The following is a 21,615-nucleotide window of genomic DNA, read 5'->3' on the forward strand; positions in this document are numbered from 1 at the left end:
GCCGGTGTTGCAACCACTGGTCGAACCTCGCCAGTACGCATGGTTCGCGCATGCCGAGCACCTCGCCCGAGCAGGAATCGCGGCATCGATCGGCTCGGTCGGCGACGCCTACGTCAACGCCCTGATGGAATGGACGATCTGCCTGTTCAAGACCGAGCTGATCAAACCCGGCCGGGCTCTGGAAGACGCTCTCCCAGGTCGAGCTCGCCACCGCCGAGTGGATCGACTGGTACTGCCACCGCCGACTCCACGGTGAGATAGGCCACGTCCCGCCAGTCGAGTACGAGACCACCTACTACATTCAAAAGACGAAAGCCCAGTTCACAAACACAATCTGAGCTTGTTCTAACGCCCGCTCGTCTTCCTGATCGACGAGGGGTTCGAGATATTCGTTCGCCGTGGTTGTGACCAGTGGCTAGCGTCTCGAGCGTGGATATCACAGATCTTAAGGGCGTGGTCCGGCGCGGGTACAACGCCGTCTCTCTACGTTACGACGAGGCGTACGGCGCCGAGACGAAGTACCAGTCACTGAGCTCTGTCAGCGCTGCCGCTCCAGAGTGAGGACGGCCGCGGAGATTGACGAAGTTCGATTCGGGCTGCACCAGGACCTGCGGAAGATCCGCCACGATTTCAGTCGTGCGACGCCCCGTTCGACCGGTGCCCGTGCTGTGGACAGCGCTCGGTTGACGGTTTGCTGGGTCGGGGTAAGGTCACGGCCCGGCGGGCGTCTGAGAGGTGTCGTCACCGACGGGCCGGCTCCCATATAGGCGCGGTCGGCATCGTACGGCTCCACGGATCGCGACTACTCCGTTATAGGGGCTGGGACCTCGGTAGGCAGACTCGCATCCTTAGCGCACCCCAGTTTTTCTGCGAGGTGACGCGAGATGGAGTTCAGGATGATCATCCTGTCCTTGCTTGTCTCCTCCTCTTCGAATTGATCACCCGAGCTGTACATGCTCGCTTTCACGTACGGCTTGGCTCCCTCGGGACCCTTAGTCGAGCAAGCGAAGAAAAGTGATGCCCCGAAGTTCGCATTTGTGGCCGCGTAAGTGCCAATCGAGTAAACGGTTGTCTTCTGTGAGTTTTTCTGCAAGGCGGTGCGTTTATCTGGGTGGCTAGTAGCCACTTCGAAGTCAACCTCGATCAAGGGGTGCGCGCTCTTGTCGCCAGCTGTGTAGATGGTGCACTGGTTTCGTTCGGAGGCGGTGCCATGAAGTCCCTCGGCTGCACCGCTTAGTGAGAACTCTTGTGAGGCGCCGTTGACAGTGCTCTGCCCCTCAAGCTCTGCGAATTTATCCGTTCCCGAAATTCTCTCCAATGCAGCTGCTGCTGAGGTATCGAGAGTTGATGCACAGACTTGAGTGGCGGGAACCCCGTCTGCTTCCGAGGGGCTGTCCTTACTGCAACCGGACAGTGCTGCGACAGTCAAGGCACTAGAAAGCGTCCACCAAAGAACTTTATTTATTTGGCCGACTTGATTTTCGAGACGTGGCATCTGGCTCACTTTTTCAGTCTTCCTTGTAGGCGGGGCGCCCGCGGTAGTCATTCTGATGCGAACCTGTTCCAAGGTATCCTGCCTTGATCTCTTCCTTCCAATTCTGTTCGTCTGCCATTTCTGCGGCATTTGGGTGAGCTTTAAAATATGTTTCGTAACTGGTTCCGATAGTCTCGAAGCCCTTGTCGTAAAATAGCGCGCTTGTCACCTGAGCTTGCTCTCGAGGATCCTGCTCTGTGCTGTCTGCCCCCTTGTCGATTTGTTGACCAATGAAGGTGCTGAGCGCTTCTCCTGCCGTTTCTGCTGCAATGGGGGCAATTGCCACCCCAGCACCTGCCGCTCCTGGAATGGGAATACAAGCGACGCCGCCGCCGACGACGGCTCCTACACCGAACTTGATCCACTCTGTCGATCTGCCGAGTGACTTGTTGGCTTCCTCGGCGTTGGCTCCGTAAGTTGTTTCTGCTTGCTGGACGCGAGAGTTGTCCAGAATCCCTCGAGCTTCAGCTTCGGCCGACAAGGCGTCTCTGGCGTGATCAATATTTTGGTCATTTGTGGGCGGATTAGCATCGAGCATGCTCAATGTGTACAGGTGCTGAGCCGAGGTGACGACGCCGTGCGAGGTCTCGTTCTGGCCCAGCACGCTGAGGAAATTGATGGCGCCCTGGTTCCCGAAATCGGCGCGATCCGGGTATTTGGCGGGGAAGTTGCTGTCGTCTTTTGCATGATCACCGATTCCAGAGAGGCTGTAGTCGATGTCATCGATATAAGCAGCCCCCATCTTTCCGAGGCTGTCTGACAGCTCGGACTGGTCATGCAGCAGCTTGGGCCCGTCCTCGCTGCCGTAGAGGTAGGCGACTTGCTCCATGACGCCGGCGGTGGCTGCAGTACGGTGATCTGCGCTCCCAGGGACCATGGGGTCCTTGCCCGACATGGGAGCGGCGTCATAGGCGTATCCGGTCGTCGCTGCCTCTAGAGCATGGCCCAGGGCGTCGTGGCCCGCGATGAAGTCCCGTTTCCCGTCGAGCGTGGGATCAGGCAGCCAGATCCGATCCTTGGCCAGGTACTTGAGGTGGTCGTTGAGTTCGGAGTCCTTGTTGACGCCGGCTCCCGTTCCTTCGGGCTGTGCGAAGAACTGGGTTGCGGCATCGGGGTTGTGGCCGAGCGCCTGGAGGAAGCCGTTCATCGGGTCACGACCACGGTCGTTTTTGTCCCAGAAGTTGAGATCACCCTGGTTCCAGTTGTTGATCCAAGGGCTCATGTCCTTGACGTTGCGTTCCTTGTCGAAGGCAATGAGCTTTTCGCCGTATTCCTTCAGGAACTGGTCGTCGTAATCGCCGAACCGCATGAGGTTGCTCATGACTGCAAAGCCACTCGGATCGTTGGCGTCGTCGATTCCAAGTCGGTCGGGACCGAGCTGGATTATCTTCCTCTCCCATCCCGCCATGGCGTCGCTGTCGGAAAGGGTGGCGGTGCCGAGCATTATGCCAAGATGCTTCTGTAGCTGCTTGGCTTGTTCCCACATCTTCGGGTCGCGACTGTAGCCCTGGTACGGGTCGGCGACACCGGCGTAGAACTCAAGGGTCTTCTTGGCCCCTATATCGGTGGTGAGCCTCTCGGCGAAGAGCGGGTCATTCCCGTACTTGGCCAGATTCTCGTTGAGCTGATTGAGCTCAGTACTGGTTAGCTTACGGCCGTCCTTTCTCATGATGTCGGCCATGTCTTTGGCAGCCTTGACTGCCTCCGCTGCTGAGTCCCGGTCCTTGTAGCTGGCATCGGAGAAGCCGTGCTTCGCCTGGTCCACGAGGAGCTTGAGTACCTCGGCCGCGCTGCTGTCGGATGCTGTGGCCTTGGTGAGGATCTGCTGGATCTCGTCCCGGAAATTGTTTACGTCCTGCTGCGTGTGCTCGGGGACATGAGTGCCTTTGGCGGCGCGGTCGGGGTGGATGTTCATCGTGACAGTGAACGTGCCATTGCCCGTGTCCATCACCGTGAGGTTTTTCTTGACACCTCGCTCGATGGCGTCGGTGAGCTGTGTGCGGTAGCTGATGAGTTCGCCACGGGTGTCTTTGAGGATCTTGGTGATGGAGTCGGCCTGTGTGTGGGCGTCGGTGAACTCGCCAGCGGTCTTGTCAACGAACTCACGAGTGACTGTTGCGTTGTCGCCTGCCCAGTTGGCCTTGTGAGCCTTGGCCTTGAGGTTGCGTTCCGCGTCCTCCTTGAGGTCCGCGAGATGCTTTGTCATCTGCTCCCAGTCGGTGATTGCCTCACCGAGTTTGGAGAAATTTCCGAAGCGGAGCGCGTCGAGGTCCATCGGCTCAGCCCCCCTTCCGCTCGTCGAAGCCCTCGTCCAGGGTGGAGATGCTGCTGAGAATGGTGGAGATGTACGTCTCGTCGGCGGCGTGCTGGTTCTTGGTGTAGCGCAGGTGGTTGGAGATATGCGCACAGGCGTCCATGAGGGACTGCACTTGGTCCACCCAGCGCTCGGCGACGTGACTGAGCGCACCGCCCAAGGCGAAGCCCTCGCTCTGAAGCATGCCCGCGGCAGCCAGGGAAGAGACGCGGGCGTGGTCGCTGTAGCGTCCGAAGTCCTCGAACAGGTCATGCGCGGCTTTGCCGATCGCTGAGAGGTCCTTCTGGCTGACTATGAGGTCGCCCCATGCATCCTTGGTGCCCATACCGCCATTCGGGTCTGCGGGCACGTGATTGAGCTGCATGTGCGCCGATTGTTTGCTCGCAGCCTCGGCCTTGAGCTGCTCCCACTCATCCCACGCCATGCGTGGTCCCCTTCCCCGTATCTCCGTGAAGCCCGCTTTGCGGACTGGAGCGTCTCCGACCAGATGCCAACTCGCCAGAACCCGTGAACTCGGTTCAAGGGAGTGCACGAATCTCACCAAACTCTCCACAAGCTGCCGCCGCGGGGCTGGCCCTAGTGGAGCCCACCAGGCCCGGGTAGCCCATCACTCTGACCCGGTTACCAGTTGTTCGCCACCAATCCCACCTGCACCAACGGCTTCCCCCTCCGTCGGGACACGAAGACCCCCCGCCCCGCAGGCATGGGCCGCGGCCGGACCCCACCGAGCAGGTCGCCCTCTCCGGGGTCACCGGCGAGCACCACACCCTGCGCGCCCAGTTCCTTCACGCGCTGCATGAACGCCTCGTACGAAGCCCGCCCCGCACCCGCGGTCGACCGCGCGATGATGAACCGCACCCCCACATCCCGGGCGAACGGCAACAGCTCCGTCAACCCAGCCAGCGGATTCCCACTAGACGTGGCCACGAGGTCGTAGTCGTCGACGACGACGTACACCGTTGGTCCGCGCCACCAGCTCCGGTCCCGCAGCTGCTGGGCGGTGACGTCGGCTGTCGGTGTGCGGCGCTTCATCAAGTCGGCCAGGGCGGCCATGTGGTGGTCCATGGAGTTGGACATGGGGATGTATTCGGCGAGGTGCGACGACGGCGTCACGTCCAGCAGTGAGCGCCGGTTGTCGATGACGAACAGCTTGGCCTCGTCGCCGGAGTACCGCTGCGTCAGCTGCTGGATCAGCAGCCGCAGCAGGTTCGATTTGCCCGACTCGCTCTCGCCGAAGACGAGGAAGAACGGGTCCTGCTCGAAGTCCACGAAGACCGGTTCGAGGTTGTCCTCGTCGAGGGCGAAGGCGACGCCGCGGCGTGGAAAGCGATCGCCTGGGGGGAGCTGATCGGCCGGGAACTCGCGGGGCAGCAGACGGACTTCGGGTGCGCCGGGGGCCTGCCAGTGCCGGGAGACCTCGGTTGCGAGGGCGGCCGTGGCGTCGGCCAGGTCCGTGTCGGAGGTGAGACCGTCTATGCGCGGCACCGCCGCCATGAAATGCAGCTTCTGCGGCGCCTGTCCGCGGCCGGGCACCCCCGCCGGGACGTTCGCGGCCACCTTGCGGTCCAGTTCCGAGTCCATGGTGTCGCCGAGCCGCAGCTCCAGGCGGTTCATCAGGTGGTCCTTGAGGTTGGCCCTGACCTCCATGGAGCGTGAAGCCGTCAGGATCAGGTGGACGCCGTAACCGAGACCGCGCGCCGCGATGTCGTGGATCACCTGGTCCATCGCCTCGTAGTCGGCGCGGAAGTTGCCCCAGCCGTCGATGACCAGGAACACGTCGCCCCAGGGCTGATCCGTGACCGCGATTTCGCCCCGGGCCCGCCTGGCCCGGAAGTCCGCGATCGAGGCGATGCCCGCGGAGCGGAAGTACTCCTCGCGGCGGTTCAGCACGCCGTACACCTCGGCCACCGTGCGCCGCACCCGCTCCGGATCCAGGCGCGAGGCGACCCCGCCCACGTGCGGCAGGCCGGCCACCGCCGCCATGCCGCCACCGCCGAAGTCGAGTCCGTAGAACTGCACTTCGTACGGCGTGTGGGTGAGTGCGAACGCCGAGATCAGGGTGCGCAGCAGCGTCGACTTGCCGGACTGCGGGCCGCCGATGATCTGCATGTGGCCGGCCGCGCCGGAGAAGTCGACCCAGAGCGGGTCGCGGCGCTGCTCGTAGGGCTTGTCCACCAGGCCCGCCGGTACGACCAGGCGGCCGGCGCCTTCGTAGCCCGGCTGTGTGAGGCCGCGGCCCTGTACCGCTGTGAGGCCGGGCAGGAGTGCGTCGAGCGGCGGCGGACTGTCCAGCGGCGGCAGCCACACCTGGTGTGCGGCCGGGCCCTGGGCCTCCAGCCGGCGCACGATCACGTCGAGCACGGTGTCGGCGAGCGCGTCGTCGACCTCCGGCCCGTCCGAAGCCGAAAGGCGCTGCTGTGGGACGGCCATGTACTGCACCGGCACCTCGGCCGCCGTGAACAGCACCGGCCGCCGGTTCATCGGCAGCGGGCCGCCGCTCAGCGCGGTGCGCTGCGTGCCCGAGCGGTACACGCCGGAGACGTAGGCCGCTTTGAAGCGCACCATCTCGTCCGTACCGAACTTCAGAAGGCCGGAGCCGGGGACGTTCGGCAGCTCATAGGCGTCCGGTACGCCGATCGCCGCGCGGGACTCGGCGGCGGAGAAGGTGCGCAGACCGACTCGGTAGGACAGGTAGGTCTCCAGACCGCGCAGGCGGCCTTCCTCCAGGCGCTGCGACGCCAGCAGCAGATGCACACCGAGCGACCGGCCGATGCGGCCGATCTGCACGAACATCTCGATGAAGTCGGGCTTGGCCGTCAGCAGCTCACTGAACTCGTCGATGACCAGCACCAGCGACGGAATGGGCTGCAGGGCGGCACCGGCCGCGCGGGCCTTCTCGTAGTCGTGGATGTTGGCGTAGTTGCCCGCGTCGCGCAGCATCTCCTGGCGGCGGTTGAGTTCGCCGCGGATGGAGTCGCCCATGCGGTCGACCAGGGTGAGGTCGTCCGCGAGGTTGGTGATGACGGCCGCGACGTGCGGCATCTGCGCCATGCCGGCGAAGGTCGCGCCGCCCTTGAAGTCCGCGAGGACGAAGTTCAGCGTCTCCGACGAATGGGTGACCGCGAGGCCCAGTACCAGCGTGCGCAGCAGCTCCGACTTGCCGGAGCCGGTGGCGCCGACGCACAGGCCGTGCGGGCCCATGCCCTCCTGCGCGGCCTCCTTGAGGTCCAGCATCACGGGGCGTCCGTCCTCGCCGACACCGATCGGCACCCGCAGCCGCTCCGCCAGCGACCGCGGCCGCCAGGTGCGCTGGGTGTCGACGGACGCCGCGTCACCGAGGTTCAGCAGGTCGGTGAACTCCAGGTTGGCGAGCAGTGGTTCGTCGTCGTCACCGCCCGAGGCCATCCGCAGCGGGGCCAGCTGCCGGGCGAGGGCTTCGGCGGACTCGTAGGAGAGGACGTCGGGGGTTCCTTCGTAGACGACACCGTGTCCCGACTCCAGGTGCAGCGCTTCGGGCTGTACGACGATGGAGAGCTCGCCGCCGCCCGTGATGAGCTCGCCGGGGACCACCTCGAGGACGGTGACGCCCTGGAGCCCTTCGGGATTGGCCAGGACCGAGTCCGGCGGCAGGGTGAGGCCGTCGAGTACGACGACGATGTGGGGCTCCTCCGGCAGGGGTGCCGCGTTCGGGTGGAAGCGCGGGCGGCCGGTCAGCCGGGTGGCGAGGAGGTTCTCCAGTTCGCGGCTGTCGCTGTCGATCAGCCTGCGGCTGCCCGCTCCGTCCACGGCGCCGGGCGCTTGGACGTGCGGCAGCCACTTGGCCCACTCCCAGTGGGGCAGGGCCTCGCGTCCCGCCGCCACCACGATGAGCAGATCTTCCGGGGAGTGCAGTGCGGCCAGCGAGCCGGTGATGGCCCGGGCGGAGGACCGTACGGACTGCGGATCGCCGCTGATCGTGACGTGGTAGAACGCCCGCAACGAGACCGCCATCGGCAGGTCGTCCAGGGTGCTGTGGACGGCGAGGAAGCGCTGCATCGCACCCGCGGTCAGCGGCTCCAGCTGCTCGACGGGCGCGGTTTCGGGGGCGACGAGGGTCCTGGCGAGGGACTGCGCGCCGAGGCCGATGCGGACCTGGGCGAAGTCCTCGTCGCCGGAGCGTCGTTCCCAGACCCGGCTGCCCTCGGCGACCAGGGCCCACAGCTGTTCGGGGGAGGGGTGGAGGAAGTACTGCGCGTCACGCTGGGTCTTCGCCGTGTCGACGGCCGTGCGCCGGGTCTGCGCCAGGTAGCTCAGGTAGTCGCGGCGCATGTCCGCCAGCTCCCCCTGGGAGCCGCGGCGGAAGCGGATCACCATCGCGACGGACATGGCGATGGTCGAGGCGATCATGACCATGCCCATGATCCTCATGAACGGCTGCCCGCTCGTGAAGAAGAAGACCACCGAGCCACCCATGCCCAACGTCGGCAGGAGTTGCATCAGCACGCTCTCCCGATGGCCCCGCGGAAGTTCCGGTGGAGGCTGCAGGATGATGTCCTGCGTGGACACTTCGGACGGCAGCACCCGAGGCGGGCGCTTCACGACGATGTGGCTCACTGGCATCCATTCCCTCGACCAGCCCGAGAGTCCGTCCGCCGCCCCGTGTCAGGCGGACGCAGGGCCGCCGCGCGATCCTACTGACTCCCCTGGACGCAAGGGGCGATAGGGTGCCGGAAGTTCGCGTCGGCACACGCGAGTTGAGCCGGAGTAAACGGGGCATTGCGGCAGATCCCGCCGGCCGCGGAAGCCCGGCGACGGCACGAAGGGCTGTTCCCGCGACCTCGCCGCACGATCGGTCACCGGGGACGGGAAGACCGCGCAGGACTTCCGTACCGTAGGCAAAGAATCATCACTGAGGGGGAGCAGCAGGTGAGCATGACGGCCTCCGCGGCAGCCACCGGAAGGGGACCCGGTACGGGAACTCCCGCCGGGGCGGGCACGGGTCTCGGTTTCTGCCGCGTCACCATCGTCGCGCCCGACAGCCGGATCGACGTGGCGCTGCCCGACGACATCCCGGTCGCCGACCTCTATCCGGAGATCCTCACCCTCACCCGGCAAGGTCCCGCCGAGGGCGCGCCCGTCGGCTACCACCTGGTCCGCCGGGACGGCACTGTTCTCGACAGTGCCCGTTCCTTCGCCGCCCAGCGCATCCTCGACGGCGAACTCCTCGCGCTGCGCCCGTTCTCCGAGTCGCTGCCGCCCGCCGTCTTCGACGACGTCTCCGAGGCGGTCGCCTCCGCCGTGACCAGCGAGCGCACCCTGTGGAGCGGCGCCCTGACGCGCGCGGCGGGTCTCGTCGGGGGAGGCGTACTGCCGGTCCTGCTGGCCTTCGTGGCCTGGATGGGCGACCCGCTGCACGACATGAACAGCCTGCCCGGCATCCTCGCCGGCGTCGCGGGTGTCCTCCTGGTCGTCCTGGCCTGCGTGCGCGCCCGGGTCTACGACGACAGGGCCTCGGCCATCGCCCTGGGGCTCGGCGCCCTCCCCAACGTCGGCGTGGCCGGCTCGGGTCTCCTGCCGCTCGCCGACGGGCAGGGCATCGGCCGGCTCCAGTTCCTCCTCGCCTGCGCGGCGGTGCTGCTGGCCTCGGTCCTGCTCAGCCTGTGCTCGCCGAGCGGGGACGGCCCGTTCGTGGGCTTCGTCGTCGCCTCCGCCATCAGCCTGATCGCCGTGTTCGCGGCGATCCTCGCCGACTGGGCGCCTTCCGAGATCGCCGCCCTGTGCGCCCCGATCGCCGTCGGGGGCCTGGCCTTCCTGCCGGGGCTGTCGATGCGCTTCGCCCGGCTCCCGATCGGCTTCGACACCCCGAACACGGTCCCGCGCAGCGCGTACGACACAGACCCCGCCCCTCAGGAGCCGGTCGACGCCGAGCGGGTCGCCGCCCAGGCGCGGCGTGGACACGAACTCCTGGTCGGTCTGGTGGGCGGCTGCGCGCTGCTCGCCGTCGGTTCCTCGGCGGTCCTGGGATTCTCCGAGAACGTCTGGGCCCAGCTCCTGGCCCTGGCGACCGGTCTGGCCATGCTGATGCGCGCCCATCTCTTCCGGTACACGGGCCAGGTGGCCCCCGTCCTGGCCGCCGGTCTCGCCTCTCTCGTCCTGCTCGGCCTGGGGCTGGCACTCAATCCGCCGCACTCGATCGTCCGCGAGGCCCTCACGGGCGACCGCAGCGACCTCGACCTCCGGACCATCTGGCTCGTCGCGGCGATCGCCGCGACGGCCGCGCTCGTCACGGCGATCGGTTTGATCGTCTCGCGCGGGGGCCTCACCCCGTTCTGGGGACGTTTCCTGGAGATCGCCGAGGGTTTCGTGCTGCTGACCCTGGTGCCGCTGACCCTGGCGGTGTTCGACGTGTACTCGGCAGTCCGCTCGATGACCAGCTGAGCCCCGCCCCGCTGCCCTCCGTGCTCACCCGCTGCCCTCCGTGCTCACCCGGTCCATCCGGGCGGCGGACCCACCACACCCACGCACCGGGTCGTCGGGGAGTGCCCGACGACCCGGTAAGGGCTCCCGTGCCCGCCCGTCACTCCGGGCCGAGCCCCCCACTGCGGGGCGCCGACTCGAGATCGAACTCCCCGTCCCGCGCCCCCAGCACGAACGCCCGCCACTCCGCCTCTGTGTAGCGCAACACCGTGTCGGGGTCGAGCGACGACCGCATCGCCACCGCCCCGTCGGGCAGGTAGGCGATCTCGACCCGCTCCTCGTGGCCCTCGGTGCCCGGCGCGCTGTGCCACTCGACACCCGAGATGTCCAGTGCGTAGAGCTCGTCCCGCTCCCGCTCCTTGCGCGCCTTGATCTCCTCAGCCGTCTCCGCCATGCCGCAGCGACCCCTTCCCGACGTACGAACGATCCGAATCTGCTTACCCTAGTGGCCGCCTCCGCTCCGGCCGGGAGGTTCGAAGGACCAGGGCAAAGAGGGCCCCGACCGCCTGGTACCCTGGTCGACGGCCGTTTGTGTACGCACCCCCGGAGCTCACCGCTCTGGAGGCCGCGCCCAGCGGATCCCCGCCTTCCGAGTCATGGAAGCTCCCCCGAGATGCAGACCGGGGGCACTCGGCGGCCATCACAGACCATGAGGAGTACGCGTGTCGCTCGACGCCGCTACGAAGAAGCAGATCATCACCGAGTTCGGCCAGAAGGAGGGCGACACCGGCTCCCCCGAGGTCCAGGTCGCCATGCTCTCGCGCCGCATCTCGGACCTGACCGAGCACCTCAAGACCCACAAGCACGACCACCACTCCCGCCGTGGCCTGCTGATCCTGGTGGGTCAGCGTCGCCGCCTTCTCCAGTACCTGGCGAAGAAGGACATCCAGCGCTTCCGCGCGCTGGTCGACCGCCTCGGCATCCGCCGCGGTGCGGCGGGCGCCAAGTAAGACGCCGTGAGGGGAGCGGTTCCCGAAGGAAAGGGGACCGCTCCCTTTGCTGTACGTGCGGAGTGTCACCACTGCTTTGTAGTGTGGTAGCACAACGCAATACGGACGACACAGCACAACAAGAAGAGGAGAGGCGCACCTAGCCGCCGCCGGTCCTCGGTAGTGGCCCCCGGGGGAAGTGAGCCCCGGGTGCTTCGATCGAAGACCGGCCCGCACAGCACGGCGCGCTTCTCCGCAACCGTCTCCCTGCCACACGGGCAGCCGAGACGAGGACGAGGAGAAAGCACTAGTGGAGAACGAGACCCACTACGCCGAGGCCGTCATCGACAATGGCGCCTTCGGTACCCGCACCATCCGCTTCGAGACGGGCCGCCTGGCCAAGCAGGCCGCAGGCTCCGCCGTGGCGTACCTGGACGACGACACCATGGTGCTGTCGGCCACCACCGCCTCCAAGAACCCCAAGGACCAGCTCGACTTCTTCCCCCTCACGGTGGACGTCGAGGAGCGGATGTACGCCGCCGGCAAGATCCCCGGCAGCTTCTTCCGCCGCGAGGGCCGTCCCTCCGAGGACGCCATCCTCACCTGCCGCCTGATCGACCGCCCGCTGCGCCCCTCCTTCAAGAAGGGCCTGCGCAACGAGATCCAGGTCGTCGCCACGATCATGGCGCTCAACCCCGACCACCTGTACGACGTCGTGGCGATCAACGCCGCGTCCGCGTCCACGCAGCTGGCCGGCCTGCCCTTCTCGGGCCCGATCGGCGGCGTCCGCGTCGCGCTGATCAACAACCAGTGGGTGGCCTTCCCGACGCACACCGAGCTCGAGGACGCCGTCTTCGACATGGTCGTCGCGGGCCGCACCCTGGAGGACGGCGACGTCGCGATCATGATGGTCGAGGCCGAGGCCACCGAGAAGACCATCAAGCTGGTCGAGGGCGGCGCCGAGGCGCCGACCGAGGAGGTCGTCGCCGCCGGTCTGGACGCCGCGAAGCCCTTCATCAAGGTGCTCTGCAAGGCCCAGGCCGACCTCGCCGCGAAGGCCGCCAAGCCCACTGGCGAGTTCCCGATCTTCCTCGACTACCAGGACGACGTCCTGGAGGCGCTCACCGCCGCCGTCAAGCCGGAGCTCGCCTCCGCGCTGACCATCGCCGGCAAGCAGGAGCGCGAGTCCGAGCTGGACCGCGTCAAGGCGCTCGCCGCCGAGAAGCTCCTGCCGGAGTTCGAGGGCCGCGAGAAGGAGATCTCCGCCGCGTACCGCTCGCTGACCAAGACCCTGGTCCGTGAGCGCGTCATCAAGGAGAAGAAGCGCATCGACGGCCGCGGTGTCACCGACATCCGCACCCTGGCCGCCGAGGTCGAGGCCATCCCGCGCGTGCACGGCTCCGCGGTGTTCGAGCGTGGCGAGACCCAGATCCTGGGCGTCACCACCCTGAACATGCTCCGCATGGAGCAGCAGCTGGACACCCTCTCCCCGGTGACCCGCAAGCGCTACATGCACAACTACAACTTCCCGCCGTACTCCACCGGCGAGACCGGCCGCGTCGGCTCCCCCAAGCGCCGCGAGATCGGCCACGGCGCCCTCGCCGAGCGCGCTCTCGTGCCGGTCCTGCCGACGCGCGAGGAGTTCCCCTACGCGATCCGCCAGGTCTCCGAGGCGCTGAGCTCCAACGGCTCGACGTCCATGGGCTCGGTCTGCGCCTCCACCATGTCGCTGCTGAACGCCGGTGTGCCGCTGAAGGCCCCCGTCGCCGGTATCGCCATGGGTCTGATCTCCCAGGAGATCGAGGGCGAGACGCACTACGTCACCCTCACCGACATCCTCGGTGCGGAGGACGCCTTCGGCGACATGGACTTCAAGGTCGCCGGCACGAAGGAGTTCGTGACCGCCCTCCAGCTCGACACCAAGCTGGACGGCATCCCGGCCTCCGTCCTGGCCGCGGCCCTCAAGCAGGCCCGTGACGCCCGCCTCCACATCCTCGACGTGATGATGGAAGCGATCGACACGCCGGACGAGATGTCCCCGAACGCCCCGCGGATCATCACCGTCAAGATCCCCGTGGACAAGATCGGTGAGGTCATCGGCCCCAAGGGCAAGATGATCAACCAGATCCAGGAGGACACCGGCGCCGACATCACGATCGAGGACGACGGCACGATCTACATCGGCGCGGTCGACGGGCCGTCCGCCGAGGCCGCCCGCACCACGATCAACGGCATCGCCAACCCGACCATGCCGGAGGTCGGCGAGCGCTACCTGGGCACGGTCGTGAAGACGACCACCTTCGGCGCGTTCGTGTCGCTGCTCCCGGGCAAGGACGGTCTGCTGCACATCTCGCAGATCCGCAAGCTCGCCGGCGGCAAGCGCGTGGAGAACGTCGAGGACGTCCTCGGCGTGGGCCACAAGGTCCAGGTCGAGATCGCCGAGATCGACTCCCGCGGCAAGCTCTCCCTGATCCCGGTCATCGAGGGCGAAGACGGCGACGAGAAGAAGGACGACGGCGACCAGTGACGTCCCGCGGTTTCCAGGCGACGGCCCGCACCTCCTCGGAGGCGCGGGCCGTCGCCCGTACCCAAACCCTCATCAAGGGTGAGAACGGCATCGGCACGGTCCGCAAGACCACCCTCCCGGGCGGCCTGCGCATCGTCACCGAGACCCTGCCCTCGGTCCGCTCCGCGACCTTCGGCATCTGGGCGCACGTCGGCTCCCGCGACGAGACCCCGGCCCTGAACGGTGCGACCCACTACCTGGAGCACCTGCTCTTCAAGGGCACCGGCCGCAGATCCGCCCTGGACATCTCCTCCGCCATCGACGCGGTCGGCGGCGAGATGAACGCGTTCACGGCGAAGGAGTACACGTGCTACTACGCACGCGTCCTCGACACCGACCTGCCCCTGGCCATCGACGTCGTCTGCGACATGCTGACCGGCTCGCTCATCCTCGAGGACGACGTCAACGTCGAGCGGGGCGCCATCCTCGAAGAGATCGCCATGACCGAGGACGACCCGGGCGACTGCGTGCACGACCTGTTCGCGCACACGATGTTCGGTGACAACCCCCTCGGCCGCCCGGTCCTCGGCACGGTCGACACGGTCAACGCCCTCACCGCCGACCGCATCCGCCGCTTCTACAAGAAGCACTACGACCCGACCCACCTGGTCGTTGCCTGCGCCGGCAACATCGACCACGCCCAGGTCGTACGGCAGGTCCGCGCCGCGTTCGAGAAGGCCGGTGCCTTCAAGAACCCCGCCGCCGACCCCGTCGCCCCTCGCAGCGGCAAGCGTGCCCTGCGCACCGCGGGCCGCGTCGAGCTGATCGACCGCAAGACCGAGCAGGCGCACGTCGTGCTCGGCATGCCGGGCCTGTCCCGCACGGACGAGCGGCGCTGGGCCCTGGGCGTGCTGAACACCGCCCTCGGCGGCGGCATGTCCTCCCGCCTCTTCCAGGAGGTCCGCGAGAAGCGCGGCCTGGCCTACAGCGTGTACTCGTACACCTCGGGCTTCGCCGACTGCGGCCTGTTCGGCGTGTACGCGGGCTGCCGCCCGTCGCAGGTCCACGACGTGCTGAAGATCTGCCGCGACGAACTCGACCACGTCGCCGAGCACGGCCTCTCGGACGACGAGATAGGGCGTGCGATCGGCCAGCTCCAGGGGTCCACGGTCCTCGGCCTGGAGGACACCGGCGCGCTGATGAACCGTATCGGCAAGAGCGAGCTGTGCTGGGGCGAGCAGATGTCCGTCGACGACATGCTCTCCCGGATAACGTCGGTCACCCCCGACGACGTCCGCGAGGTCGCCCGCGAGATCCTGGGACGGCGGCCCTCCCTGTCGGTCATCGGCCCGCTGAAGGACAAACAGGCGACCCGTTTGAACGACGCCGTCGCCTGACCACCCCCTGGTGAAGGAAGCACAAGAGATGAGCAAGCTGCGCGTGGCGGTCATCGGCGCCAAGGGCCGGATCGGCTCCGAAGCCGTACGAGCCGTCGAAGCCGCCGAGGACATGGAGCTGGTCGCCGCCCTCGGCCGGGGCGACAAGCTGGAGACGCTGACCGAAGCCGGCACCCAGGTCGCGGTCGAACTGACCACGCCCGACTCGGTCATGGCCAACCTCGAGTTCTGCGTCGGCCACGGCATCCACGCGGTCGTCGGCACCACCGGCTGGACCGACGAGCGCCTCGCGCAGCTGAACAGCCGGCTGTCCGCCTCCCCCGGGACGGGCGTGCTCATCGCGCCGAACTTCTCCATCGGGGCCGTCCTCACCATGAAGTTCGCGCAGCTCGCCGCCCCCTACTTCGAGTCCGTCGAGGTCGTCGAGCTGCACCACCCGAACAAGGTGGACGCCCCCTCCGGCACCGCCACGCGCACCGCCCAGCTCATCGCCGAGGCCCGCCGCGCCGCCGGCACCGCCCCGGCCCCCGACGCCACGGCCACCGCCCTGGACGGCGCCCGCGGCGCAGACGTCGACGGTGTCCCGGTCCACGCCGTCCGGCTGCGCGGACTGCTCGCCCACCAGGAGGTCCTGCTCGGCGGCGAGGGCGAGACCCTCACGGTCCGGCACGACTCGCTCCACCACAGCAGCTTCATGCCGGGCATCCTGCTCGGCGCCCGCCGCGTGGTGAGTACCCCGGGCCTGACCTTCGGCCTGGAACACTTCCTGGACCTGAACTGAGCCTCTGACCGTCATGCGCGCGAAGCTCACCTACGCCCTCACCGCCGCCGTCCTGGTCGTCTACTTCGTCCTGGTCGGCAGCCGCGGCGTCCTGCTCATCGAAGCCGGCACACCCCTCACCGTCACCTTCGGTGTCGCCGTGCTGATCCTGCCGGTCATCGGCCTGTGGTTCCTGTGGAAGAACACCCAGTTCGCCCGCAAGGCCGGCCGGCTCGCCGCCGAACTCGACGCCGAGGGCGGACTGCCCGTCGACGAACTGCGGCGCACCCCCAGCGGCCGCATCGACCGCGACTCGGCCGACGAGATCTTCGCCAAGCGCAAGGCCGAGACGGAGGACGCCCCCGACGACTGGCGCACCTGGTTCCGCCTCGCCGTCGCCTACCATGACGCCCGCGACACCCCGCGCGCCCGCAAGGCGATGCAGCGCGCGATCGCCCTGCACGACGGCAAGCAGCCCGAAGCCGCCTGAACCGCACCCCCCCTCATGCCGGCGGGGCCGGACCGCGCATACGGTCCAGCCCCGCCGGCATGAGAGTCGAGAACGTCAGCGCGGGCCGTACTCCTCGGCCCACGCCTCGACGGCGTCGGCCGCCCGGTCGAAGGCCTCCGCGCGGCCCAGGAAGTCCGCGTCGTGCGTCGTCATCAGGGGCGGCACACCGCCCGCCTCCCGGCCCTGGCGTCCGAGCAGCAGCGCCTGTCCCTGCACGGTCCGGGGCAGTCCCAGCCAGCGCACCGGCTGCTGCACCGTACGCACGGAGACGACCTGCTCCCAGGACGCCGTACGCGTCGTGAGGAAACCCGCGTGCCGCAGCCCGCGCGCGCTGACCCACACGCCCATGCGCAGCAGCCGCAGCGCCGCGGCGATGACGAGCAGCGCGAGAGCGAACACCACGGCGGCCGACGACAGTTCGGCCGTCACGGCGATGATGACCGCCGCGAACAGCACGAACGAGGCGAGCAGCAGCGCGAGCGCGGCAACCCCGACGCGCCAGGGCCCGGGCCGGTACGGACGCCGCCAGCGGTCACGGTCTTCGTAGGGCAACGGAACGTCGTCCGCCGCCTCGAAAACGCGGTCGGCCGTCAGGAAGGGCAGGGGCACGGCTGGTCCTCACTCGATCCATGCGTGGGCTGTGCCCGGTGAGGCTACCGATCTGTGTCCCCGGTCACCACTGGCGGGGGGCCGGATGGAGTCACCGCCGGCGCGGTGCGGTTCAGCGACTCTCGGACGCCTGCGACTGCTGAGGCTGATCAGCCGTCTTGTCGGGCGTCAGCGCGGGCGTCCCGATGACCAGGGACCCCACGAGCCCCGCCACGATGGTGAGCCCCAGCAGCCAACGGCCGGCCATCTGACCGACGGACGACCGCTCGCGCGGTGGGGGAGTGACATTGCTGCGGAACCTGTCGGCCTCGGCGACGAAGGCAAACGGTACGGGTTCACGCCGACCGAACATCAGGGGTGCGTCTCCTTCAGGGGTGGAACGGATCACTTTCGTCTGTAGAGACGAACGAACTCCCTCAGAGGTGCCCTGTTTCACCGACTTCATAGCGGCACGCCACCGATCGCACTGAATTGGCCGGGCCGTAGAGTGGCGTCGCCACACGACGAGATGGGAAGGCCCTGCCAACCGTGACCGACACCCCCGCCGACGACCTCAAGCCCAGCTACCGCAGTGATGTCACCGTCGAGCTGGTCAAGCACACCGCGTCCGACGCGGACGTCCTCTTCGCCGCCCGCGTCTCGACCCTCGGCGAGCAGTCCCTGGAGGAGCTGAACAAGGACCCCGAGCGTTCCAAGGGCCTGATCAACTACCTGATGCGGGACCGGCACGGCAGCCCCTTCGAGCACAACTCGATGACCTTCCTCATCAGTGCCCCGATCTTCGTCTTCCGCGAGTTCATGCGGCACCGCGTCGGCTGGTCGTACAACGAGGAGAGCGGCCGCTACCGCGAGCTCCAGCCCGTCTTCTACGTACCCGACGAGTCCCGCAAGCTGGTCCAGGAGGGCCGCCCGGGCAAGTACGTCTTCGTGGAGGGCACCCAGGCCCAGCAGGAGCTGGTCGGCCGCGTCATGGAGGACTCGTACCGGCAGGCGTACGAGGCCTACCAGGAGATGCTCGCCGCCGGCGTCGCCCGCGAGGTAGCCCGTGCGGTTCTCCCGGTCGGCCTGTACTCCTCGATGTACGCCACCTGCAACGCCCGCTCGCTGATGCACTTCCTCGGTCTGCGCACCCAGCACGAGCTGGCCAAGATCCCGTCCTTCCCGCAGCGCGAGATCGAGATGGTCGGCGAGAAGATGGAGGCCGAGTGGTCCCGGCTCATGCCGCTCACCTACTCCGCCTTCAACGCGAACGGACGCGTGGCGCCGTAACGCGCCCCCGGTCCCGGGTCAGGTACAGATGTACGGTTCAGCCGTGCGAAGTGTCCGTATTGCGGCATTTGGAGAAGTTCATCTAGCCTGATCAAACGGGTCCGGCACTGCTTGAACCCCCGAGCAGGCAGTGCCGGGCTCCACCTTTGTCACGACTTGTCGCCTGCCCCGTGGGCAGACCCGGTCCTGAGCAACGAGTAGCGTGTAACCCATGGCTCCGACCTCGACTCCGCAGACCCCCTTCGGGCGGGTCCTCACCGCCATGGTCACGCCCTTCACGGCGGACGGCGCACTCGACCTCGACGGCGCTCAGCGACTCGCCACCCACCTGGTGGACGCAGGCAACGACGGCCTCGTCATCAACGGCACCACCGGCGAGTCCCCGACCACCAGCGACGCGGAGAAAGCGGATCTCGTACGGGCGGTCCTGGAGGCGGTCGGAGACCGCGCCCACGTGGTGGCCGGAGTCGGCACCAACGACACCCACCACAGCATGGAACTCGCCCGGGCGGCCGAGCGCACCGGCGCACACGGCCTGCTCGTCGTGACGCCGTACTACAACAAGCCCCCGCAGGAGGGCCTCTACCGGCACTTCACGGCCGTCGCCGACACCACCGGCCTCCCGGTGATGCTCTACGACATCCCCGGCCGCAGCGGCGTACCGATCAACACCGAGACGCTCGTCCGGCTCGCCGAGCACCCGCGGATCGTCGCCAACAAGGACGCCAAGGGCGACCTCGGCCGCGCCAGCTGGGCCATCGCCCGCTCCGGCCTCGCCTGGTACTCCGGCGACGACATGCTGAACCTGCCCCTGCTGTCGGTCGGCGCCGTCGGCTTCGTCTCGGTCGTCGGCCACGTCGTCACTCCCGAGCTGCGCGCCCTGGTCGAGGCGTACACCTCGGGCGACGTCCAGAAGGCCACCGAGATCCACCAGCAGCTGCTCGCCGTCTACACGGGTATGTTCCGCACCCAGGGCGTGATGACGACCAAGGCGGCGCTCGCTCTGCAGGGACTGCCCGGCGGGCCCCTGCGCGCCCCGATGGTCGAGTGCGCGCCCGAGGAGATCGAGCAACTCAAGATCGATCTTGCCGCCGGCGGGGTACAGCTCTGACATCAGACTTCGCGCGGTCCCCCGCGCACGTGCTTCACAACTGAATAAGCGGGCCACCGGTGCCCGCACACCCCAAACAGACAACTGCTTCTGCACGAACGTCACGCGCGCCACGTGCCCCACCGGTACGTGGCGTGTGTGGTGAGGAGAGTCTTTTGAGTCATCCGCATCCCGAACTCGGCACACCCCCGCCGCTCCCCGAAGGCGGCCTGCGGGTCACGCCGCTCGGCGGCCTCGGCGAAATCGGCCGGAACATGACGGTCTTCGAATTCGGCGGCCGCCTTCTGATCGTCGACTGCGGAGTGCTCTTCCCCGAGGAGGAGCAGCCCGGAATCGACCTGATCCTGCCGGACTTCTCGTCCATCAGGGACCGCCTCGACGACATCGAGGGCATCGTGCTCACGCACGGGCACGAGGACCACATCGGCGGCGTCCCCTTCCTCCTGCGAGAGAAGCCGGACATCCCGCTGATCGGCTCCAAGCTGACCCTCGCCCTCATCGAGGCCAAGCTCCAGGAGCACCGCATCCGCCCCTACACCCTGGAGGTGGTGGAGGGGCACCGCGAGCGCATCGGCCCCTTCGACTGTGAGTTCATCGCGGTCAACCACTCCATCCCGGACGCGCTGGCCGTGGCCATCCGCACCCCTGCGGGCATGGTGGTCCACACCGGCGACTTCAAGATGGACCAGCTCCCGCTGGACAGCCGCCTCACGGACCTCCACGCCTTCGCACGTCTGAGCGAGGAGGGCATCGACCTCCTCCTCTCGGACTCGACGAACGCAGAGGTCCCGGGGTTCGTCCCGCCCGAGCGGGAGATCTCCAACGTCCTGCGGCAGGTGTTCGCCGGCGCCCGCAAGCGCATCATCGTCGCGAGCTTCGCCAGCCATGTGCACCGCATCCAGCAGATCCTGGACGCGGCGCACGAGTACGGCCGCCGCGTGGCCTTCGTCGGCCGCTCGATGGTCCGCAACATGGGCATCGCCCGGGACCTCGGCTATCTGAAGGTCCCGCCGGGCCTGGTCGTGGACGTCAAGACGCTCGACGACCTCCCGGACAGCGAGGTGGTCCTGGTATGTACGGGCTCCCAGGGCGAACCGATGGCGGCCCTGTCCCGCATGGCCAACCGCGACCACCAGATCCGCATCGTCCAGGGCGACACGGTGATCCTCGCGTCGTCCCTGATCCCCGGCAACGAGAACGCGGTCTACCGCGTGATCAACGGCCTCACCCGCTGGGGCGCCAACGTGGTCCACAAGGGCAACGCCAAGGTCCACGTCTCCGGCCACGCCTCCGCGGGCGAGCTGCTGTACTTCTACAACATCTGCCGTCCGAAGAACCTGATGCCGGTGCACGGCGAATGGCGCCACCTGCGCGCCAACGCCGAACTCGGCGCCCTCACCGGCGTCCCGCACGATCGCATCGTCATCGCCGAGGACGGCGTCGCCGTCGACCTCATCGAAGGCAAGGCGAAGATCTCCGGCAAGGTCCAGGCGGGCTACGTCTATGTCGACGGCCTCTCGGTCGGTGACGTGGGCGAGCCGGCACTGAAGGACCGCAGGATCCTCGGTGACGAGGGCATCATCTCGGTCTTCCTGGTCATTGACTCGTCCACCGGGAAGATCACCGGCGGCCCGCACATCCAGGCCCGGGGCTCCGGCATCGAGGACTCCGCCTTCGCTGACGTGACCCCGCGGATCACGGAGGTGCTCGAACGCTCCGCGCAGGACGGCGTGGTCGAGCCCCACCAGCTCCAGCAGCTGGTGCGCCGCACGCTGGGCAAGTGGGTCTCGGACACCTACCGGCGCCGGCCGATGATCCTGCCTGTGGTGGTGGAGGTCTGACGGCCCGTCGGACCTGAGCTCGCACCAACTGGGAGCGGGGCGCCTCGATTTGCATCGAGGCGCCCCGCTCCAGTAGGTTTACAACTCCTCCCGACGGGGCACCCGGGCCAACTCAGGCACCGAGACCATGCCCGGCCGGGGAGGGAAATCCGACTCAGAATCTTCTGATAAAGTCGGAGCCGCCGGAAAGGGAAACGCGGAAGCGGGAACCTGGAAAGCACCGAGGAAATCGGATCGGAAAGATCTGATAGAGTCGGAAACGCAAGACCGAAGGGAAGTGCCCGGAGGAAAGCCCGAGAGGGTGAGTACAAAGGAAGCGACCGTTCCTTGAGAACTCAACAGCGTGCCAAAAGTCAACGCCAGATATGTTGATACCCC

At 67.5% G+C, this 21,615-nt stretch carries 18 protein-coding genes and 1 pseudogene; 11 read left to right on the top strand and 8 right to left on the bottom strand.

Annotated elements, in window-relative coordinates; genetic code table 11:
- Positions 1-4: 4 nt before the first annotated feature.
- Entirely contained in the window at positions 5-256 is a 252-nt protein-coding gene (locus tag IO24_RS45270; RefSeq protein ID WP_157851286.1) for a hypothetical protein, read from the top strand.
- The gene (locus tag IO24_RS47665; protein ID WP_078899371.1) at positions 222-338 is read left to right on the top strand and encodes a hypothetical protein; all 117 of its coding nucleotides are present in this window, start codon (positions 222-224) and stop codon (positions 336-338) included. Before IO24_RS45270 ends, IO24_RS47665 begins: the two co-directional genes overlap by 35 nt.
- A 200-nt stretch (positions 339-538) precedes the next feature.
- Here the strand turns inward: IO24_RS47665 and IO24_RS43305 are convergent.
- From IO24_RS43305 to eccCa, 5 genes and pseudogenes are all read right to left on the bottom strand, one after another.
- Positions 539-787 (bottom strand): annotated as a pseudogene (locus IO24_RS43305) (transposase family protein); the annotation flags it as partial.
- A 15-nt stretch (positions 788-802) separates the two neighbouring features.
- Positions 803-1,504, bottom strand: a complete 702-nt coding sequence (locus IO24_RS45275; protein ID WP_157851287.1) for a hypothetical protein — start codon at positions 1,502-1,504, stop codon at positions 803-805.
- Positions 1,505-1,508: 4 nt separating this feature from the next.
- Positions 1,509-3,809 carry a DUF6571 family protein gene (locus IO24_RS0123195; protein ID WP_031138377.1) on the bottom strand — a complete coding sequence of 767 codons (2,301 nt, stop codon included), beginning with the start codon at positions 3,807-3,809 and terminating at the stop codon, positions 1,509-1,511.
- A 4-nt stretch (positions 3,810-3,813) separates the two neighbouring features.
- The gene (locus IO24_RS0123200) at positions 3,814-4,272 is read right to left on the bottom strand and encodes a hypothetical protein (RefSeq protein ID WP_031138379.1); all 459 of its coding nucleotides are present in this window, start codon (positions 4,270-4,272) and stop codon (positions 3,814-3,816) included.
- A gap of 197 nt (positions 4,273-4,469) precedes the next feature.
- A complete protein-coding gene (gene eccCa, locus IO24_RS0123205) occupies positions 4,470-8,441 on the bottom strand; it encodes a type VII secretion protein EccCa (RefSeq protein WP_031138381.1) in 3,972 nt (1,323 codons plus the stop codon).
- 318 nt (positions 8,442-8,759) lie between these two features.
- Here eccCa and eccD point away from each other — a divergent pair, with 318 nt between their 5' ends.
- The gene (gene eccD / locus IO24_RS0123210; protein ID WP_031138383.1) at positions 8,760-10,265 is read left to right on the top strand and encodes a type VII secretion integral membrane protein EccD; all 1,506 of its coding nucleotides are present in this window, start codon (positions 8,760-8,762) and stop codon (positions 10,263-10,265) included.
- A 139-nt stretch (positions 10,266-10,404) separates the two neighbouring features.
- Here eccD and IO24_RS0123215 read toward each other — a convergent pair whose 3' ends face one another.
- The gene (locus IO24_RS0123215) at positions 10,405-10,698 is read right to left on the bottom strand and encodes a DUF397 domain-containing protein (RefSeq protein ID WP_031138385.1); all 294 of its coding nucleotides are present in this window, start codon (positions 10,696-10,698) and stop codon (positions 10,405-10,407) included.
- A 268-nt stretch (positions 10,699-10,966) separates the two neighbouring features.
- Here IO24_RS0123215 and rpsO point away from each other — a divergent pair, with 268 nt between their 5' ends.
- The 5 genes from rpsO (at position 10,967) to IO24_RS0123240 (ending at position 16,386) form a co-directional block, all read left to right on the top strand.
- Positions 10,967-11,254: a 30S ribosomal protein S15 gene (gene rpsO, locus IO24_RS0123220; protein ID WP_030945091.1), complete on the top strand. Its 288-nt coding sequence runs from the start codon at positions 10,967-10,969 to the stop codon at positions 11,252-11,254.
- A gap of 289 nt (positions 11,255-11,543) precedes the next feature.
- Positions 11,544-13,760, top strand: coding sequence for a polyribonucleotide nucleotidyltransferase (locus tag IO24_RS0123225; protein ID WP_031138389.1), 2,217 nt, complete (start codon positions 11,544-11,546; stop codon positions 13,758-13,760).
- Complete coding sequence (locus tag IO24_RS0123230) at positions 13,757-15,136, top strand: M16 family metallopeptidase (RefSeq protein WP_031138391.1); 1,380 nt, start codon at positions 13,757-13,759, stop codon at positions 15,134-15,136. The genes IO24_RS0123225 and IO24_RS0123230 overlap by 4 nt, the downstream gene beginning before the upstream one ends.
- Positions 15,137-15,164: 28 nt before the next feature.
- On the top strand, positions 15,165-15,917 hold the full coding sequence (gene dapB / locus IO24_RS0123235) for a 4-hydroxy-tetrahydrodipicolinate reductase (RefSeq protein WP_031138393.1): 753 nt from the start codon (positions 15,165-15,167) through the stop codon (positions 15,915-15,917).
- Positions 15,918-15,930: 13 nt separating this feature from the next.
- The gene (locus tag IO24_RS0123240; protein WP_031138395.1) at positions 15,931-16,386 is read left to right on the top strand and encodes a tetratricopeptide repeat protein; all 456 of its coding nucleotides are present in this window, start codon (positions 15,931-15,933) and stop codon (positions 16,384-16,386) included.
- Between the two features lie 75 nt (positions 16,387-16,461).
- Here the strand turns inward: IO24_RS0123240 and IO24_RS0123245 are convergent, their stop codons facing one another.
- Both IO24_RS0123245 and IO24_RS0123250 read right to left on the bottom strand, forming a co-directional pair.
- Positions 16,462-17,016, bottom strand: a complete 555-nt coding sequence (locus IO24_RS0123245; protein ID WP_031138397.1) for a hypothetical protein — start codon at positions 17,014-17,016, stop codon at positions 16,462-16,464.
- Between the two features lie 112 nt (positions 17,017-17,128).
- Positions 17,129-17,368, bottom strand: a complete 240-nt coding sequence (locus IO24_RS0123250) for a hypothetical protein (RefSeq protein ID WP_031138398.1) — start codon at positions 17,366-17,368, stop codon at positions 17,129-17,131.
- A gap of 176 nt (positions 17,369-17,544) precedes the next feature.
- Between IO24_RS0123250 and thyX the strand changes: the two genes are divergently transcribed.
- From thyX to IO24_RS0123265, 3 genes are all read left to right on the top strand, one after another.
- The gene (thyX, locus tag IO24_RS0123255) at positions 17,545-18,285 is read left to right on the top strand and encodes an FAD-dependent thymidylate synthase (RefSeq protein WP_031138400.1); all 741 of its coding nucleotides are present in this window, start codon (positions 17,545-17,547) and stop codon (positions 18,283-18,285) included.
- Between the two features lie 211 nt (positions 18,286-18,496).
- Positions 18,497-19,396, top strand: a complete 900-nt coding sequence (gene dapA, locus IO24_RS0123260; RefSeq protein WP_031138402.1) for a 4-hydroxy-tetrahydrodipicolinate synthase — start codon at positions 18,497-18,499, stop codon at positions 19,394-19,396.
- Between the two features lie 155 nt (positions 19,397-19,551).
- Positions 19,552-21,237 (top strand): ribonuclease J, encoded by a 1,686-nt coding sequence (locus IO24_RS0123265; RefSeq protein WP_031138404.1) that lies wholly within the window; start codon positions 19,552-19,554, stop codon positions 21,235-21,237.
- Positions 21,238-21,615 lie beyond the last annotated feature (378 nt).

The sequence above is a fragment of the Streptomyces flavovariabilis genome, assembly GCF_000725785.1.
Lineage (GTDB): Bacteria > Actinomycetota > Actinomycetes > Streptomycetales > Streptomycetaceae > Streptomyces > Streptomyces hawaiiensis.

Bases quoted from the DNA above. Each gene is read 5' to 3' on its own strand.
- eccD (WP_031138383.1), top strand. From the start codon at position 8,760: ATGACGGCCTCCGCGGCAGCCACCGGAAGGGGACCCGGTACGGGAACT.
- dapA (WP_031138402.1), top strand. From the start codon at position 18,497: ATGGCTCCGACCTCGACTCCGCAGACCCCCTTCGGGCGGGTCCTCACC.
- IO24_RS0123240 (WP_031138395.1), top strand. From the start codon at position 15,931: ATGCGCGCGAAGCTCACCTACGCCCTCACCGCCGCCGTCCTGGTCGTC.
- IO24_RS0123250 (WP_031138398.1), bottom strand. From the start codon at position 17,368: ATGTTCGGTCGGCGTGAACCCGTACCGTTTGCCTTCGTCGCCGAGGCC.
- dapB (WP_031138393.1), top strand. From the start codon at position 15,165: ATGAGCAAGCTGCGCGTGGCGGTCATCGGCGCCAAGGGCCGGATCGGC.
- IO24_RS0123200 (WP_031138379.1), bottom strand. From the start codon at position 4,272: ATGGCGTGGGATGAGTGGGAGCAGCTCAAGGCCGAGGCTGCGAGCAAA.
- IO24_RS0123215 (WP_031138385.1), bottom strand. From the start codon at position 10,698: ATGGCGGAGACGGCTGAGGAGATCAAGGCGCGCAAGGAGCGGGAGCGG.
- IO24_RS0123195 (WP_031138377.1), bottom strand. From the start codon at position 3,809: ATGGACCTCGACGCGCTCCGCTTCGGAAATTTCTCCAAACTCGGTGAG.